16 protein-coding genes are annotated in these 18,278 nt (G+C 44.5%); 5 read left to right on the forward strand and 11 right to left on the reverse strand.

Annotated features, from left to right (window positions below; all coding sequences use genetic code 11):
- Positions 1–67: 67 nt before the first annotated feature.
- From J4N44_RS10870 to nrfB, 7 genes are all read right to left on the reverse strand, one after another.
- Entirely contained in the window at positions 68–244 is a 177-nt protein-coding gene (locus J4N44_RS10870; RefSeq protein ID WP_005445119.1) for a hypothetical protein, read from the reverse strand.
- A 145-nt stretch (positions 245–389) separates the two neighbouring features.
- Positions 390–800, reverse strand: a complete 411-nt coding sequence (nrfF, locus tag J4N44_RS10875; RefSeq protein WP_005445117.1) for a heme lyase NrfEFG subunit NrfF — start codon at positions 798–800, stop codon at positions 390–392.
- Positions 787–1,320 (reverse strand): DsbE family thiol:disulfide interchange protein, encoded by a 534-nt coding sequence (locus J4N44_RS10880; protein WP_222326438.1) that lies wholly within the window; start codon positions 1,318–1,320, stop codon positions 787–789. The genes nrfF and J4N44_RS10880 overlap by 14 nt, the downstream gene beginning before the upstream one ends.
- Positions 1,298–3,205 carry a heme lyase CcmF/NrfE family subunit gene (locus J4N44_RS10885; RefSeq protein WP_252044448.1) on the reverse strand — a complete coding sequence of 636 codons (1,908 nt, stop codon included), beginning with the start codon at positions 3,203–3,205 and terminating at the stop codon, positions 1,298–1,300. Before J4N44_RS10885 ends, J4N44_RS10880 begins: the two co-directional genes overlap by 23 nt.
- Positions 3,206–3,215: 10 nt before the next feature.
- On the reverse strand, positions 3,216–4,187 hold the full coding sequence (gene nrfD, locus J4N44_RS10890) for a cytochrome c nitrite reductase subunit NrfD (RefSeq protein WP_005445111.1): 972 nt from the start codon (positions 4,185–4,187) through the stop codon (positions 3,216–3,218).
- Complete coding sequence (gene nrfC, locus J4N44_RS10895) at positions 4,184–4,870, reverse strand: cytochrome c nitrite reductase Fe-S protein (protein WP_222326434.1); 687 nt, start codon at positions 4,868–4,870, stop codon at positions 4,184–4,186. Before nrfC ends, nrfD begins: the two co-directional genes overlap by 4 nt.
- 1 nt (position 4,871) lies before the next feature.
- Entirely contained in the window at positions 4,872–5,474 is a 603-nt protein-coding gene (gene nrfB / locus J4N44_RS10900) for a cytochrome c nitrite reductase pentaheme subunit (RefSeq protein ID WP_017817906.1), read from the reverse strand.
- 450 nt (positions 5,475–5,924) lie between these two features.
- Here nrfB and nrfA point away from each other — a divergent pair, with 450 nt between their 5' ends.
- A complete protein-coding gene (gene nrfA, locus J4N44_RS10905) occupies positions 5,925–7,352 on the forward strand; it encodes an ammonia-forming nitrite reductase cytochrome c552 subunit (protein ID WP_222326432.1) in 1,428 nt (475 codons plus the stop codon).
- A 96-nt stretch (positions 7,353–7,448) separates the two neighbouring features.
- On the opposite strand, the gene J4N44_RS10910 is transcribed toward nrfA, so the two are convergent.
- From J4N44_RS10910 to gyrA, 3 genes are all read right to left on the reverse strand, one after another.
- The gene (locus tag J4N44_RS10910; RefSeq protein ID WP_222326430.1) at positions 7,449–8,003 is read right to left on the reverse strand and encodes a hypothetical protein; all 555 of its coding nucleotides are present in this window, start codon (positions 8,001–8,003) and stop codon (positions 7,449–7,451) included.
- A 214-nt stretch (positions 8,004–8,217) separates the two neighbouring features.
- Positions 8,218–8,841: a TPR domain-containing protein gene (locus J4N44_RS10915; protein ID WP_005445105.1), complete on the reverse strand. Its 624-nt coding sequence runs from the start codon at positions 8,839–8,841 to the stop codon at positions 8,218–8,220.
- A gap of 121 nt (positions 8,842–8,962) precedes the next feature.
- Positions 8,963–11,602 carry a DNA gyrase subunit A gene (gene gyrA / locus J4N44_RS10920; protein ID WP_005445103.1) on the reverse strand — a complete coding sequence of 880 codons (2,640 nt, stop codon included), beginning with the start codon at positions 11,600–11,602 and terminating at the stop codon, positions 8,963–8,965.
- A gap of 309 nt (positions 11,603–11,911) precedes the next feature.
- Between gyrA and ubiG the strand changes: the two genes are divergently transcribed.
- The 4 genes from ubiG (at position 11,912) to yfaE (ending at position 16,884) form a co-directional block, all read left to right on the forward strand.
- Positions 11,912–12,619, forward strand: coding sequence for a bifunctional 2-polyprenyl-6-hydroxyphenol methylase/3-demethylubiquinol 3-O-methyltransferase UbiG (ubiG, locus tag J4N44_RS10925; RefSeq protein WP_005445102.1), 708 nt, complete (start codon positions 11,912–11,914; stop codon positions 12,617–12,619).
- Between the two features lie 489 nt (positions 12,620–13,108).
- Complete coding sequence (gene nrdA / locus J4N44_RS10930; protein ID WP_252044449.1) at positions 13,109–15,391, forward strand: class 1a ribonucleoside-diphosphate reductase subunit alpha; 2,283 nt, start codon at positions 13,109–13,111, stop codon at positions 15,389–15,391.
- Positions 15,392–15,472: 81 nt separating this feature from the next.
- Entirely contained in the window at positions 15,473–16,606 is a 1,134-nt protein-coding gene (gene nrdB, locus J4N44_RS10935; protein ID WP_005445097.1) for a class Ia ribonucleoside-diphosphate reductase subunit beta, read from the forward strand.
- Positions 16,606–16,884, forward strand: a complete 279-nt coding sequence (gene yfaE / locus J4N44_RS10940; RefSeq protein ID WP_005445095.1) for a class I ribonucleotide reductase maintenance protein YfaE — start codon at positions 16,606–16,608, stop codon at positions 16,882–16,884. Before nrdB ends, yfaE begins: the two co-directional genes overlap by 1 nt.
- A gap of 99 nt (positions 16,885–16,983) precedes the next feature.
- Here the strand turns inward: yfaE and J4N44_RS10945 are convergent, their stop codons facing one another.
- Entirely contained in the window at positions 16,984–18,213 is a 1,230-nt protein-coding gene (locus J4N44_RS10945; protein WP_252044450.1) for a CinA family nicotinamide mononucleotide deamidase-related protein, read from the reverse strand.
- Positions 18,214–18,278 lie beyond the last annotated feature (65 nt).

An 18,278-nucleotide genomic window follows, 5' to 3' on the forward strand; every position in this document is an offset into this window, starting at 1 on the left:
GAACTACAATAAAAAAACCCCAGACATATTTGCCTGGGGTTTAGAAAGAGTTATTAAAATCTGGCATTCAATGCGTTTGGCTTCGCTTCCATACGGCGAGCTCAATCCAGACCGCTTCGAGTTCTTGAATTTCCTCGTCGGTCAACACCGCGAGAGATGAAGTGACTTGAGGCAGTTTCGGTGACTGCAATGCACGAATCTGCGAATAAAAGTCCTTTTTTAATTGCGTTATAACTGAATCCACTGCGTACACCTATTCATTCTTTATTACTCCTCCAGCTCAATTTATATCGTTTGCTATTCGCTGAAGCATTCATAAATTCGAGAAAATGATAACATTCTGTTTGTTATGTGCACAATTTATTTTTAATAGTGGAATAACGGTCACATTAATCACGCCTTATCATTCGGATCGAATATAGGACAAAAAAGATCAAAAATAACGCCGGAAGGATCCACAGCATGGCAGTAGAATAATTAAATGGTGGTTTATATAGAACAATATTCCCATAACGAGTCACCAAATAATCTTTCACTTCTTGATCTGAATGTCCTTCATTCACCATGGTATACACTTTCAAACGCAGGTCTTTTGCAGCCTGCGCGTTTGACTCAACTAAGTTTTGGTTCTGACACTGCGGACAGCGTAATGTCTTGGCTAATCTCGTTGCACGTTGTTGCAGTTCAATAGAATGAAACTCAAACAGATCAACATTCTGCACAATTTCTTCACTCTTTAGCGAAGAAGAAAATAACGCAAACGTGACTAGCATGAGAAATAGATAATTAAATCGAAACATTCAAATAACCTGAAAATATATCGTTCCATTTATCCGAAGTTAACTCACCTCGATATTTGATCAACACCCTGCCATTTTGATCAATCAAATACGTTTCTGGTGTTCCAATAACCCCTAGCTCAACTGCAAGCCTACCATTTGGATCACTGATCACCTCTGTGTATGGATTTCGTTTAGAGCTCAAATATTCACGAGCAGCTTGATTGTTGTCTCGATAATTCAGTCCAATAATAACGACACCAAGCTCAGCAAGTTGCAATAATTCTTCATGTTCACGCTTGCATATGCCGCACCAAGATGCCCAAACATTCAGTAATTTATACTGTTCCTTTTTAAAAACTTGCTGAGTGACGTCATTACCCGAAAGTAAAGACGTGGCGGTAAATTCAGGGATGGATAAATTGCGCTGCTGAGACAATTCGACATTCGGTCTATCTGATAACGCGATAGTCGCTACAACAGCAAATGCAATCACACTCGCGACTAACCCTGCTAATTTAAGCGTATTTCTCGGTCGCATTGAATGCCTCTTTTCTTTTCGTCATTAATGTCGTGCACATACCTAGCACCGCTAGAATGCCGCCGATCCAGATCCACCAGATCCCAGCCCGATACTGCACTTTAATCGCATAAGCATGAATATCGACTTTATCACCTAACGTCACATAGTAATCCCCATACCACCGCGAGCGAATCGCTGGTTCGGTCATATTCATCACTCGCACAGGGTAATGGCGTTTCTCTGGCGTAAAGTTGAGACGGCTACCGTCCTCAAGGCGCAGATCGATCATTCCTTGCTCGGCGGTGTAGTTTGGACCTACTCGCCACTCTATCCCATGATAGTCGATGCTAATATCAGCTCTTTGAGACGTAATACCCGGTTCTACACGCAGATTATATTCATATGAATAGTCACTATTAAACACAGCTCCGCAACATGCTACCGCAAAGCCAATATGCGCAAACACCTTTGGTAACCGCAAACGTCTATTTTCTGTTTTAAATAGCATTAAGGCATGTGACACTCCGACCCACGTTGACAATACTAGCGTGATAAGGCTTGTCAGATGAATAACGTCGACAGTAAAGATAAAAGCACACCCGACAACAAACGAGATCGCGCCTGCAGTTCCGGTTTGGGAAGCCATCGTCTGATTGATGCCTTTACTCCATTTCAGTATGGGCATTAGCGCAAGAGCAACGAGCGCTAGCAGGCTTAAAGGGAAGATAAGGCTGTTAAAATACGGTGCTCCTACTGAAATATTCCCCAACCCCAAGAGTTGATAAAGCATAGGGTAAAAGGTGCCGAGAAAGACGATTGCTGTCGTCATAACGAGCAATCCAATTGCAAAATAAACGGTGTAGGCTCGGCTGGTTAATGTGCGAAGTTGAAAACGGGCGATATGTTCGCCTTTGGTGATAAGCAAGGCAAAAGTCACAATCACTAGCAGACACAGCACGCTAAGCAATACAAGACCTTTGGTTGGATCTACAGCAAATGCATGCACCGAAGTGAGCACACCAGAACGCACCACAAATGTGCCGAGAATACTTAAGCTGAATGTTGCAAAAGCTAACGCATAAGTGCTCCAAATTGCCCCCTTGTTTCTCGTCGCAATGACCCCACTATGAAGTAACGCACCACCAGTTAGCCAAGGAAGCAACGACGCATTTTCTACTGGGTCCCAGAACCACCAGCCACCCCATCCAAGTTCGTTATAAGCCCACCAAGACCCAACGATGATACCCAACGTGAGAGTGCCCCAAGCAAAAAGTACTGGACCACGTGCTGCGTTATACCATTCATGAATTGGTCGCGGACCTAACAGCGCCGCTAGAGCAAATGCCAAAATTGCCGCATAACCAACGTAGCCCAAATACAGCAAAGGTGGATGAATAATCAGCCCTACGTCTTGCAACATCGGATTCAAATCCCGCCCTTGTGTAGCCAACTCTTGCGCGTATTCAAATGGATTAGAAGTAAGGAGTGTAAACCACGCAAACACCGCAATCAGAATATTCATAATACCTAAACAATCAGCGGTGTATTGCCCACTAATAGGTAACTTGCGTGCTATGTAAGAAGCCCAAAGACTTAACGTGACCACCCAAAACAACATCGAGCCTTGGTGTCCTCCCCATGCGGCAGCAATTTTAAACGTCATGGGCAATTGGCTATTAGAATGAGTGACCACGTACTCTAAGGCGAAGTTGTCCTGAATAAAACTGATGATCAATAGGGTTAAACAAACTAAAGAGGCTAAGCTGATGATGTGTGACATCGCTATTTGATGGGGCAATACCACCTTCTTATTCATGGCGCGCCTCATCCAATGCAATAATGCCGTACAAGTCGATGCGACACCGACCAGTATCAATAAGAAAAATCCCAGCTCAGCCTCCATTTTTCCTCCTTTATACGATGGTCATTTGACCGGCATAGAGAATGAAGGTACGAAGCATCAATACCCCAACCAAACTCAAAGAAGTCACCACGAACACATAGCCACCTTTGTGACGAACTTCGGCAGGCGTCAACCAATTGAGCGTCAAAGGCATTAACATACCGATGAGGATCACGCCTCCCCAGAACCATTGTGCCCAAAAACCCGTCGATATCGCATTCCAAGCCGCGACTTCGTTCTGACCACCGCTGAAGATCAGTCCGGTAAAGAAGGTAACTAGGACAAACAACTCAAACAATACGACTGGGCGTTCAAATCCGTGTACCCATGACACACTAGGACTGCTGGTTGGTTCTTTAAATACCAAGATACCAAACATCAAACTGGCCGCAGCACCGGAAGACAAACTTGAAAATAGGAACAAGATTGGTAGCACTGGGTTGTTGAGCATTGGGTAAGTCTTGAGTGCAGACAATAAGAAGCCTGTGTATGCCGCGAGTACAATCGCCAAGAAACCTAAGAACAATTCTACGGCATTATTCGCTTTACCTGCTTTGATCAAGACAGTATCCGCCAAATCGAGCAATTTGCTCGGCAATTTTCCTTCACAAAAACGGATGATTTGATGACGGAAAATAGTGCCAATCCACACGAACAAAACAATCATATAGACTTGGAACAGGATGACGCCCATCGACATAACTGACGTCGGGTTGTAGTAAATCATGATCTTCCAAAACTCGAGAGGTTTGGTTAAGTGGAAAATCAAAATCACTAAGCCCGAGATAATGCCAAATGGTGCTAGCCAAGCCATTGCTTTCATGATGCCATTATTCGCCGGATCACCTTCAATGACTTTGCGCTTAAGATAGAGCGCGATCATCACAGCTCCAGCCGACATGCCCGCTAAGAATAAGTAAATCGCGATGATCCAATCCCAGACTAACGAGTCAAAATGGAAAGCACTTTCAAAGCCGTTCATGATGACACCTCCCCTTTACTATGCGGAATTTTGTACAGCTTAGGTTGCGTACCCAAATGTGATTTATCGCGGTACACCACATGGCTTTCTATCGCTTTACTCACGTCACTCGTTGGATCGTTCAGATCGCCAAATATCAGCGCCTTAGTTGGGCAAGATTCAACACAAGCCGGTTGTTTACCTTGCGCTAAATTGGTATCTCTACAGAAGTTACATTTGTCCGCAGAATGGTCGACGGGATTAAAGAAACGCACTTGATAAGGACAAGCAGCAAGACAGTAACCACAACCGACACACTTTTCCTTGTGTACATCGACAATACCAGTCGCTTCATCTTTATAGGCAGCCCCTGTTGGGCATACATATACACAAGGAGGGTTATCACAATGCTGGCAGGACTCTCGAGTGAACTGATACTCCACGCCAGGAAATTCACCAATCGGTTCACCACGGTGAATTTTAAGGCGTGTCACGCCATCAGGCACCTTATTTACTTCTCTGCAAGCATCTGTACAGGCGGTACACCCAATACAAGCGTTCTCATCATGCACCATACCTAAACGTTTACCTTGTTCACTGTCGCTGGCATAAAGAGAGGAGCTCACAACAGAGGTGCCTGCAACGCCCGTGGTCAATATCAATGCGCCGCTGCCGGCTAAAAAGTTTCTTCTCGAACATTTCATGCTATCTCTCCTCTTCTTTTGCGAGCTCAGGTTTGACGGCAAATTCAGAGTGACAATCCACACACTGTTTGATCAGTTGCTTTCTGTCGTACGACAGCGCTTTAGTTTTGGCGGCGTGTACATCATGACAATTTGAACAAGTGAGATTTTTAGCATGCACATCATGTGTCCAGTGGCTTTCTCTTAGCTTTGTTGGTGTATGACAATCCACACACTGGCTGTTCGCTTTGAGGATCAAGCTTGGGTCTAAGAACACTTTGTCGTGCACCGCTTTCGATTGAGCCGCTGAAAACTTGATTACATCAGGCGCGCCTTCTCGATGGTCAGGACCGATATTACTATGGCAGTTGGTGCAATTAAGCTGTTTACCCTGACTGAGTAACGCTTGAGGATCATGCGAAAGGTTCAGAGTCTCTTTGGCATCCTTGTGACATTGCAGACATTTATAGTCTCTGTCACGGATTAACTCGACTTGATGACGCTCAGATTGAGCTCCATCAATTGGCTCTGAAGAAGTCGCATGGGCGGCGATGGTAAAACCATAGATGGCAAGGATGAAGAGAAATTTCAGCATTGTCTCTATGGTCAATTTTATATTGCCCATATTTTTCTTTCCTTAGCTCGATAATAATTGATAACTATTCTCAACTATTTATTTGAGCGACAATTAATTTCCTCTGAAGATATTTTCCAAATCTTCAAATGACATCAATTCTTATTTCGGAAAGCCACAACGCTAAACCTATATTTATAATACCTCTATTATTCATAAGGGGTAGAAACACCTGTTCAAAAAGCGAACTAAATCACCCTATTTTTAAAATGGTTAAAAAGCCAACCCCTTATCAAACAAGACATTAACCACTACCCCTTTAGGGGTATATAAATCTAAATATGATTGAGATCACTGGTGTAAATTGATCTAAAACAAGACAAGTTTCGCTCACTATTTCATCTCCTTAATTAACTAATAATATTAACTTTAGATCTCCGATTCTTATTTGGAATAGCTCCTCACAACGCTGCTAATAAAAACGAATATGGAGATAACACCGTGAGCATAAAACACTGGATGAGCGCACCAATCGCGGTTGCGACCTTATTCGCCAGCCAATTATTTTTGGCCGGCGCTCCGTTGGCAGCAGAAGAGAAAGGTCTCATGGACCCTCGCAATGATGCCTTTGAGCAACAACACCCTGACCAATACCACTCATGGAAAGCCACCTCTGAGAGCGAACATATTGAAGATGCCCTAGGCGAAGATCCGAACATGGTAATCTTATGGGCAGGCTATGGATTCGCGAAAGACTACAACAAGGCACGCGGTCACTTTTACGCACTCGATGATGTTCGCCAAACTCTACGTACTGGTGCACCTAGCGATGAGAAGTCCGGTCCCATGCCAATGGCGTGTTGGAGCTGTAAAAGCCCAGATGTGGCGCGTGTGATTGAAGAGCGAGGTGAAGACGGTTATTTCGAAGGGAAATGGGCACGTTTAGGCTCAGAAATCGTCAACCCGATCGGTTGTTCTGACTGTCATGACACACGCTCTGAAGAGTTTAAGAAAGGTGAGCCTGCTTTAGCATTGACCCGTCCATACGTAGAACGTGCATTCGATACAATAGGCAAAAACTTTGATCAGCAATCTCGCCTAGATAAACAAGCATCAGTATGTGCGCAATGTCACGTAGAGTACTACTTTACGGGTCCGACGAAAGCCGTCAAATTCCCATGGGACATGGGCACTACCGTTAATGACATGGAGAAATACTACGACGCGCTAAATTTCAAAGATTGGACGCATGCAGTCTCCAAGGCACCAATGTTGAAAGCACAGCACCCGGGTTACGAAACGTGGCGTGATGGTATCCATGGCAAAAACAAAGTGGTCTGCGTGGACTGTCACATGCCTAAAGTAACCAAAGAAGACGGCACAGTTTACACCGATCACAAAGTGGGTAACCCATTTGATCGTTTCGAAGACACGTGTGCGCAATGTCATACCCAAACCAAAGAACAGCTGCAAGGCATCGTTTCGACTCGCAAAGCGCAAGTACTGAACATGAAGCTCACTGCCGAGAAGCAAATCGTGGCAGCGCACTTTGAGGCAGGAGCTGCATGGAAAGCCGGGGCAACAGAAGAAGAGATGCAACCTATCCTTCAAGATATCCGCCATGCACAATGGCGTTGGGATTACGCAATTGCCTCTCATGGCGTTCATATGCACGCGCCTGAAGTGGCACTTGAAGTACTGGGTACTGCAGTCGACCGCGCAGCAGACGCCCGTACTAAGCTGGTTCGTTTACTAGCGACGAAAGGCATTACTGACCCAGTACAGATCCCTGATATTTCAACTAAGGCCAAAGCACAACAAGCTCTTGGGATGGATATGGAAAAAATGAACGCGGACAAGAACCACTTCTTAGAGACCGTGGTTCCAGATTGGGATAAAGCAGCAGCGGAGCGCGAAGCAACGTACTAATCAACTAAGATAACACCATGCAAAGTACAGGGCGCACAATGCGCCCTTTTTGTTTGATCGTAGGAAAAGACGAACTAAACCCAGCTCGCCTTATAATTAACGGCGAGGAAGTCTCGGTCTGGGCTGTATATTTGGACGTGTTTTAGGCATTTGAATGCTAGGTTTTGCCACCGGGCGTTGAACTTTTGTCTCTGGTCGCGTTTCTCTTTGTTGCACTTTTTCTTTCAATGCTTTGTCTTGCATCAACGCTGGTTCGATGCGTTCCGGACGATTCTCCCATTTAGTTTGAATCTCCTGCTTTTGTTCTTCTGGTAGCGATTGCCAGTGATCGTCAAGCTGACGTTTCATGGTGTCGATGTTGGCGGACATATCATCGTCTTTCCAATCTTCAACTTTGTCTTTGATGGATTGTTGTTGTTCTTCATCCAAACCGTTCCACCACGCTTCCAACTTCTCTTTATACTCGTCATCGTTATCACAACAACCTGGGTAGTAGTAAATCCAATAATCATCATGATCGTACCACCATGGGTCGTAGTAACCAGAAGTGTAATAAGCCGAAGATGAGGAACCGGAATGATCGGAAGAGGTACAACCCGCCAACACGGAACCGCATAGCACCGCTAATATCCCTAACGCTTTATTGTTCATTCATCACCCACTTTCCTTTTACTGCTCCAGAGGCTGTTTATCTTTCGCGGTTAATTTTAGACGCCCCTTTGGGGTAGCGTTTATGGGTCACTTCTACTGCGTTTTTGCCTTCTCATAAAGACGAACTGCACATCAAAACCTCTGCTTTGTGTAAAGGCCCAACAATTCGCTGCAGAAATCAGCACGAAGGGTCAACAGCCCCCTAATTATATGCTTACAACAACTCTTTCGCTTTGTTGATTGAGTTTATGATTTGTACACGATCCAAATTAGGATCATTGGAATCTAATAATAGTACCCAGGTATCAATGGCTTCTTGAAAACGAAATGACAAAAAGTGGTCATTTGCAATCAAAGACAAAGCGGCTTCATTGTGCGGCTCGAGCTGTAAGGCTTGCTCAAGTAGCAGAGTGACTTCTTCCGTCATGGATTGTTGGTGGAGGTAATATAGTGTGGTGGCTTTCGCGGCAAGTTGGGTGGCACTAACAACGTCACTAAGCTGAATAGCATAATCAAAACAAATCAATGCTCCATCAAGCTCCCCTTCAACAAGATAGCCCTGCCCTAATTGAAACCACAATGCTGCATTATTTGGGTCTTCGCGCAACTGGTCTTGGATCTCTTGCATGATATCCCGTGCATTGGTCATACGTGACATCTCGGCTTGCATTGTTGGCGGTGGCGTTTGTCGCAAGAGTAAAAAGCTTGCACTAGTAACAACCAAAACTAAAGTACAAAGCCCAAACCATTGAGCCGGTTTGACCTTTGAAGCGCTGAGCGATAACACCACGACGAATAACCCCATCAGAGTGATGGCAACGAAGAACCAAGCAGACATAATGTACCCCACAAGCAAATATTGGTTTAGTTTACTGACTTCCTCTCAATATTGCGTTGATACAGATACAAAAAAGCCGAGCGTAATGCTCGGCTTTCAAACTTAGATGTAAAGAAAAAGATTACTCTTCTTCAGAACCTTCTGCTGCATCATCCGCTGCTGGTGCTTCAGGCGTTTGACCTTCTGCATTTGCTTCTGTTGCTTCCGCTTCTTCGCCTTCTGGCAGTTCTACTTCTTCAACTTCATCAATGCGCTGCAAACCAACCACTGACTCATCTTCAGCTGTACGGATAAGCGTTACACCTTGAGTGTTACGACCAACTTGGCTAACTTCCGCAACACGTGTACGTACTAGAGTACCAGCGTCGGTGATCATCATCATCTCGTCGCCTTCTTCTACTTGTACCGCGCCAACTACTGGACCGTTACGCTCAGAAACCTTGATAGACACAACGCCCTGAGTTGCACGACCTTTCGTTGGGTATTCCGCTAGTTCAGTACGTTTACCGTAACCGTTTTGAGTAACCGTTAGGATATCGCCTTCGTTTGATGGAACGATCAAAGAAACCACTTGATCATCATCTGCTAGCTTCATACCGCGAACACCTGCCGCTGTACGACCCATTGCACGTACTTTGTCTTCGCTAAAGCGAACCACTTTACCTGCTTTAGAGAACAGCATGATATCGCTGGAACCTGTAGTGATATCAACGCCGATCAAAGAGTCATCATCACGTAGGTTAACTGCGATCAGACCGTTTGAACGTACGTTAGCAAACTGGTTCAGAGGTGTCTTCTTAACCGTACCGTCACCCGTAGCCATGAAGATAAACTTCTCTGGAGAGAACTCATCTACCGGAAGGATTGCCGTGATACGTTCACCTTCCTCAAGTGGAAGGATGTTTACGATTGGCTTACCACGTGCAGTACGAGTTGCATGAGGTAATTGGTAAACTTTCAGACGGTAAGTCTTACCACGAGTTGAGAAACACAGAATGTTATCGTGAGTATTTGCAACAAGTAGACGCTCGATGAAGTCTTCATCTTTCATCTTCGTTGCACTCTTACCTTTACCACCACGACGCTGAGCTTCGTAGTCGCTTAGGATTTGGTACTTAACATAACCTTCGTGAGACAGAGTTACTACTACGTCTTCACGAGCGATCAGCTCTTCCATGTCAATGTCATGGCTAGCTGCTGTAATTTCTGTACGACGCTCATCGCCGTAACCATCGCGAACCGCTTCAAGTTCTTCACGGATCACTTCCATCAAACGCTCAGTGCTTGCAAGGATGTGCATTAGCTCTGCAATTTCGTCCAATAGCGCTTTGTATTCATCAAGAATCTTCTCATGCTCTAGACCAGTTAGACGGTGTAGGCGAAGTTCTAGAATCGCTTGAGCTTGAGTTTCTGTTAGGTAGTACAGACCATCACGGATACCGTATTGATCTTCTAGCCATTCAGGACGTGCAGCGTCAGTACCAGCACGCTCTAGCATTGATGCTACGTTACCAAGATCCCAACCACGCGATACCAAGCCAACTTTTGCTTCAGCTGGAGTTGGTGCGTTTTTGATGAGTTCGATAACTTCGTCAATGTTCGCAAGAGCAAGAGAAAGCGCTTCAAGGATATGCGCACGTTCACGCGCTTTACGCAATTCGAAAATAGTACGACGAGTCACAACTTCACGACGGTGATCAACGAAGCACTTCAACATGTCTTTTAGGTTGAATAGCTGAGGTTGGCCGTTGTTTAGCGCAACCATGTTGATACCGAAAGTGGTTTGAAGCTGAGTTTGTGCGTAAAGGTTGTTTAGAACAACTTCACCCACTGCATCGCGCTTACATTCAATTACGATACGCATACCATCTTTATCAGACTCGTCACGTAGCGCACTAATGCCTTCTACTTTCTTATCTTTTACTAGCTCAGCGATTTTCTCGATCAAACGAGCTTTGTTCACCTGGTAAGGGATTTCAGTGACGATGATGGTTTCTTTACCATTCTTCTCCACTTCGATTTCCGCTTTTGAACGCATGTAGATTTTGCCGCGACCTGTTTTGTACGCGTCTACAATACCTTTACGACCGCTGATAAGCGCCGCAGTTGGGAAATCAGGACCAGGAATGTAATCCATTAGCTCATCAATAGTGATTTCTTCATTATTGATGTATGCAAGACAGCCATCGATCACTTCGCCAAGGTTATGTGGCGGGATGTTGGTTGCCATACCTACCGCGATACCGGAAGAACCGTTTACCAGTAGGTTAGGAATTTTAGTAGGAAGAACTGCAGGAATTTGCTCCGTACCATCGTAGTTAGGTACGTAGTCCACAGTTTCTTTGTCTAGGTCAGCCAGAAGTTCGTGGGCCATTTTCGCCATACGTACTTCGGTATAACGCATTGCCGCAGCAGAGTCGCCATCGATCGAGCCAAAGTTACCTTGACCATCGACCAGCATGTAACGAAGTGAGAACGGCTGAGCCATACGTACGATTGTGTCGTACACAGCACTATCACCGTGTGGGTGATATTTACCGATTACGTCGCCGACAACACGGGCTGATTTTTTATATGGTTTGTTCCAATCGTTGCCTAGTACGTTCATCGCGAATAAAACGCGGCGGTGTACTGGTTTTAGGCCATCACGCACATCTGGAAGAGCACGACCCACGATGACAGACATCGCGTAGTCTAGATATGAACCTCTAAGCTCATCTTCAATGTTTACGGGCGTGATCTCTTTAGCTAAATCGCTCATAGAGCCATTATCCCTCTATTATCTGATCGTAATTACGATACGTGTAAGGTGCAAAAATATAACACACAATTCATCAACGGGGCATCACTTTCCCACTCGTTTTATCAGGTTGTGAGCTTGGTTATGGGTTAAATGAAGAGAATTTGCACATTCATCCCATATCTTTATGAAAACTGACTATATTTCCACCAACATCAGTCAAAAATCTCTCCTGTAGCGATTGTGAGAAAAGAACCAGTTTTAACGTATCGTACCATTGGAGTATAATCTCGCCTTCCAAAGGACTATTAGCGAAGCGATATAACAATCATGACTAAAGCACAAAACGTCGACCCAAGTGAAATTAAGAAATTCGAAGAGATGGCTTCTCGTTGGTGGGATTTAGAAGGCGAGTTCAAGCCACTTCATCAAATTAACCCGCTTCGCTTGAACTATGTCCTAGAGAAAGCAGACGGCTTATTTGGTAAAAAAGTGCTCGATGTTGGCTGTGGTGGTGGCATCCTAGCTGAGAGCATGGCTAAAGAAGGTGCAGTAGTTACTGGTTTGGATATGGGTAAAGAGCCTCTTGAGGTCGCTCGCCTGCATGCACTTGAGACTGGCACTAAGTTGACTTACATCCAAAGCACGATTGAAGACCACGCAGCAGAAAATGCAGGAATCTATGACGTTGTCACTTGCATGGAAATGCTTGAACACGTTCCAGATCCACTTTCAGTGATTCGTTCTTGTGCTGCATTGGTCAAACCTGGCGGTCACGTTTTCTTCTCTACCTTGAACCGTAATATCAAATCTTACCTATTTGCCATTGTGGGTGCAGAGAAGTTGCTTAAGATTGTGCCAGAAGGTACACACGATCATGAGAAGTTCATCAAACCTGGTGAAATGATGAAGATGATTGACCAGACAGACCTTACCGAGATGGGGATCACAGGCTTACATTACAACCCACTCAACGATAGCTACAAACTTGGTCGTAATGTGGATGTAAACTACATCGTTCATACTACAAAATATTGATGGTTCGATTGACGCTTGAGCGACAAACGAGCATCAAGATTGAGAAAAAGCGGTAGCATAGATGCGCCGCTTTTTTTGTCAATTTCTGTCGAAAAAAAGTGCTCTAGATTCCATTTTGACCAAACTATTTTTAACAAACAAAAACTGTCAAAGATCAAGGAAAATATTTTTACATGCGGTTATTTATGAACCGATTTAAAAAACGTATTTTTCCCCATTCAAGTCAGCCCTTTTCTCATCGGTTAGTGTTCACTTACTGTTTTTTTTTATTTTGTTAGTTATCCACAAGTCATCCCAAACCTGTGCCTTGAAAAATTGGGGTAACAGCACTATCTTGTAACTCGCAAACAAATGAACCCCTATATCTTGTGTTTCGACTACAATATATAGATAGACTTTGATCACAAAGCCGCCGCAAATTTTACAAGTTTTGCACATAAACAAACAAAAATACGGCTTTTATCAGTTTTCTTAGGGAAATAAAGCAGAATGAACCAACAACTTACCGTCACTAAACGTGATGGCCGCAAAGAAACTATCGATCTGGAGAAAATCCATCGCGTTATTACTTGGGCTGCAGAAGGCCTGAACAACGTATCGGTATCACAAGTAGAACTACGTGCTCACATCCAGTTTTACGACGGCATTACGACGACAGATATCCACGAGACTATCATCAAGTCTGCTGCAGATTTGATTTCAGAAGAAACACCGGATTACCAATACCTAGCTGCTCGCCTAGCGGTATTCCACCTACGTAAGAAAGCATACGGTCAATATGAGCCGCCAACGCTTTACAACCACGTAGCTCGTCTTGTTGATATGGGTAAGTACGACCAACACATCCTAGAAGACTACACAAAAGCTGAATTGGACGAGCTTGATGCTTACATCGATCACAAGCGCGACCTTGATTTCTCTTACGCTGCTGTAAAACAACTAGAAGGTAAGTACTTCGTTCAAAACCGTGTATCGGGTGAAATCTACGAAAGTGCTCAGTTCCTTTACATTCTAGTGTCTGCTTGCTTGTTCGCTAACTACCCGAAAGAAACGCGTCTTGACTACATCAAACGTTTCTACGATGCGACATCGACATTTAAGATTTCTCTACCTACACCAATCATGTCTGGTGTACGTACCCCTACTCGTCAGTTCAGCTCATGTGTGCTGATCGAGTGTGGTGATAGCCTAGATTCTATCAACGCAACAGCAAGTTCAATCGTACGTTACGTTTCTCAACGTGCTGGTATCGGTATCAACGCTGGTCGTATCCGTGCACTTGGTTCTGAGATCCGTGGTGGTGAAGCATTCCATACAGGTTGTATCCCGTTCTACAAATACTTCCAAACAGCAGTTAAGTGCTGTTCTCAAGGTGGTGTTCGTGGTGGTGCAGCAACTGTATTCTACCCACTATGGCACGGTGAAGCGCGCTCGCTAATGGTTCTTAAGAACAACCGTGGTGTTGAAGAGAACCGTGTTCGTCATATGGACTACGGTGTTCAGTTGAACAAACTGATGTATCAACGCCTAGTGGAAGGTGGCAACATCACGCTATTCTCACCATCTGACGTACCAGGTCTGTACGACGCATTCTTCGAAAACCAAGAAGAATTCGAGCGTCTATACGTGAAATACGAAAACGATCCTTCAATCAAGAAAGAGACCGTTAAAGCGATTGAAATGTTCACTCTTCTAATGCAAGAGCGCGCATCAACTGGTCGTATTTACATTCAGAACGTAGACCACTGTAATACGCACAGCCCGTTCGATTCAGAAGTAGCACCAGTTCGTCAATCAAACCTATGTTTGGAAATCGCGCTGCCAACCAAGCCACTAACTAACGTTGAAGATGACTCGGGCGAAATCGCGCTATGTACACTGTCTGCGTTTAACCTTGGTGCAATCAAGTCTCTGGATGACTTCGAAGAACTGTCTGAGCTTGTTGTTCGTGCGCTAGATGCACTGCTTGATTACCAAGATTACCCACTGCCAGCTGCATACAAATCGACAATGAACCGTCGTACGCTGGGTGTTGGTGTTATCAACTTCGCATACTACCTAGCGAAGAATGGCGTTAAGTACTCTGACGGCAGCGCAAACAGTCTAACTCACCGTACATTTGAAGCGATTCAATACTACCTATTGAAAGCCTCTGTTGCGCTTGCGAAAGAGCAAGGTAAGTGTCCTTCGTTTAACGAAACGAACTACGCGAAAGGTCTACTGCCTATCGACACTTACAAGAAAGACGTTGACCTAATTTGTGACGAAGAGCTGCACTACGATTGGGACAGCCTACGTCAAGAAATCATGGAACACGGTCTGCGTAACTCAACACTGACTGCGCTAATGCCTTCTGAGACATCTTCTCAGATCTCTAACGCAACAAACGGTATTGAGCCGCCACGTGGTTTCGTGTCTGTTAAAGCGTCGAAAGACGGTATCTTGAAACAAGTTGTGCCAGATTTCGCTGAGCTTAAAGACAACTATGAACTGCTTTGGAACATCGGTTCTAACGACGGTTACCTACACCTTGTGGGCATTATGCAGAAGTTCGTTGACCAAGCGATCTCTGCGAACACAAACTACGATCCTTCTGGTTATGAGAGCGGTAAGGTGCCAATGAAGAAACTTCTTCAAGACCTTCTGACTGCTTACAAGTTTGGTGTGAAGACGCTTTACTACCATAACACTCGTGACGGTGCGAAAGACGACCAGAAAGACGCAGTTCAACCACAAGATGACGATTGTGCAGGCGGCGGTTGTAAGATTTAATCTCCCCCACTTAAACAATTCGTAGTAACAAACAATCGAACGCCTCCCCGCTTGGGGAGGTCTAAAAGGAATTGAGGCATTATGGCTTACAGTACTTTTAACCAGAACAAAAATGACCAACTGAAGGAACCAATGTTCCTTGGTCAATCAGTGAACGTAGCTCGTTACGACCAGCAAAAATTCGAGATCTTCGAAAAGCTTATCGAAAAGCAATTGTCTTTCTTCTGGCGTCCAGAAGAAGTTGATGTATCTAGCGACCGTATTGATTACAACAAGCTACCTGACCATGAGAAGCACATCTTCATCTCAAACCTGAAGTACCAAACGCTGCTTGACTCAATTCAAGGTCGTAGCCCGAACGTTGCGCTACTTCCTCTGGTTTCTCTACCTGAGCTAGAAACTTGGATCGAGACTTGGTCGTTCTCTGAGACGATCCACTCTCGTTCTTACACGCACATCATCCGTAATATCGTGAATGATCCAAGTGTGGTATTCGATGACATCGTAGAAAACGAGCACATCCTTAAGCGTGCGAAAGACATCGCGCATTACTACGATGACCTGATCCAAGCGACAAACGACTATCACCGCTACGGTGAAGGCGAACACGTTCTTAACGGTGAAACGGTTAAAGTTAGCCTGTACGATCTGAAGAAGAAATTGTACGTCTGTTTGATGTCAGTGAACGCACTAGAAGCAATCCGCTTCTACGTAAGTTTCGCATGTTCATTTGCTTTCGCTGAACGTGAGCTTATGGAAGGTAACGCGAAAATCATCAAGCTCATCGCTCGTGATGAAGCGCTTCACTTGAACGGTACTCAGCATATGATCAACCTGCTACGTAACGGTCAAGATGACTTCTCTTTCATGCAAATCGCTGAAGAAGCAAAACAAGACTGTTTTGACCTATTCAAAGAAGCGGCAGAGCAAGAGAAAGAATGGGCTGAATACCTATTTAAAGATGGTTCAATGATTGGTCTAAATAAAGATATCCTTAGCCAATACGTTGAATACATTACAAACATTCGTATGCAAGCGGTAGGTCTACCAGCAGCATACCCTGAAGCAACTTCAAACCCTATCCCATGGATTAACGCTTGGTTGTCATCGGATAACGTTCAAGTTGCACCGCAGGAAGCAGAAATCTCTTCTTACCTTGTTGGTCAGATTGACAATGAAGTAAGTGCAGACGACTTCGAAGGATTTGAGCTGTAATGCCAAGCATCAAAATCAACAAACTCGTTAGCATTGAGTCTAATCCATCTAACACAATTTTGGAGACGATGGAGCAAGCGGGCTTACTACCTGAATACAATTGCCGTGACGGACACTGTGGTGCATGTCGCTGTAAATTGGAATCAGGTGACGTGGAGTATGTTGGTTTTGCAATGGCGTATACTCAGCCAGACGAAATTCTGCCTTGTATTTGCAAAGCGAAATCCGAAATTTCGCTCAGTGGTGTGAATTACGCGATGAAAGAAAAACGCGCATAAACGCCACCAGCCAGTACAAAAAAGCCAAGGCAATCGCCTTGGCTTTTTACTATTTATTTTTACTGTCTACTTTTACTATCTAAACAGCTCGACATCCTTTTAAAGAGCACTGCTCGGAATGTGCATTTCTTTAATCTTTTCCAAGAATGCGTATTGAGACATCGGCTTGCGTTCTAGATAACGGCGTAGCATATCCAGTGCCGCAGCACTGATGACTTTAACCTGATCATCTTGCTGATATTTTCTTGAAAGTTTGTATAGGGCGCCCCACTCTCCTGTTGACGTGGAAAGAGCAACAGAGAAAATGCCTTCTTCAATTTTTCCCGTAACTAAAGCCAAGTCGGTGGCGCACTTTTCACGTGTCGCACCAGCTAGAGCAAACGTCGCTGCTAGTGGGTCCCCTTCATCTGCAATGGTTTGATTGTTTCCTGATAGAACCCAACCGTGACCGAATTGCTCAGCGACTTTTTCATCACTATTTAGCCAATACGTTAAATACCCTGCACTGCTTTTCTCCGACACCGATAGTGTCAGCGCTTTATCTGTTAGTAGCTGACCGACATGTTCAACCATAGGTACATCGACACTTACAGAATTGGTTTCAAGGTGCTTATGGATCATCTGCATCAACTTCATGCGTTGCTCAATATGCTGAGATGGACCAAACAGTTTCACTTCGATAAAGGGTAAGTAAGAGCGATAACCCAGCTCATAACCAGGCGGAAGCTTCATTTGGTCAAGCTTGTCCGATATACCAGATTCAGACAGACCAAACGTATAAATTCGGCTACAAGATGCACTTTCTACTTCAGGGAAGAGTTTTTTCAAATCTGGCAGAATTTGCGTCTCTGCCATTAACTTAAATTCACTTGGTACACCTGGGGTGAAATAGAACACCGCATCATTGATCAGCATTTTAAAGCCACAAGCCGTGCCAATCGGATTATCAACAATTTGTGCCGTTTCCGGTAGCATAGCTTGCTTGAGATTGCTATCCGGCATTGGGATACCACGACGGGCATACATCGCCTCTAGGTGTGCTAACCAGTCTTTAAATAACACTAATTTGCAATCTGCTGCTTTCGCTGCTGCCGCTGCGCTCATGTCATCTGTGGTTGGTCCTAAACCACCATTCACGATCACCACGTCATTATTGAAGCTGAGCATCAAAAACTCTTCAATCAAACTCGATTGTTTATCACCAACGGTCGAGCGCTTCGTTAAGCCAAATCCATGTTGATAAAATAAGCTCGACAGCCAAGCTGCATTTGTATCAACAATATCACCGTGAAGGACCTCTTCACCGGTACTTAGCATAGCAATTTTCACAACTGACTCCTGAAAATAGGCAAAATCCACATTTTTTCGACATTGTGCCTATATCGTTTTCATTT

Origin of the sequence: Vibrio sp. SCSIO 43155 (genome assembly GCF_023716605.1) — a bacterium.
Classification (GTDB): domain Bacteria; phylum Pseudomonadota; class Gammaproteobacteria; order Enterobacterales; family Vibrionaceae; genus Vibrio; species Vibrio harveyi.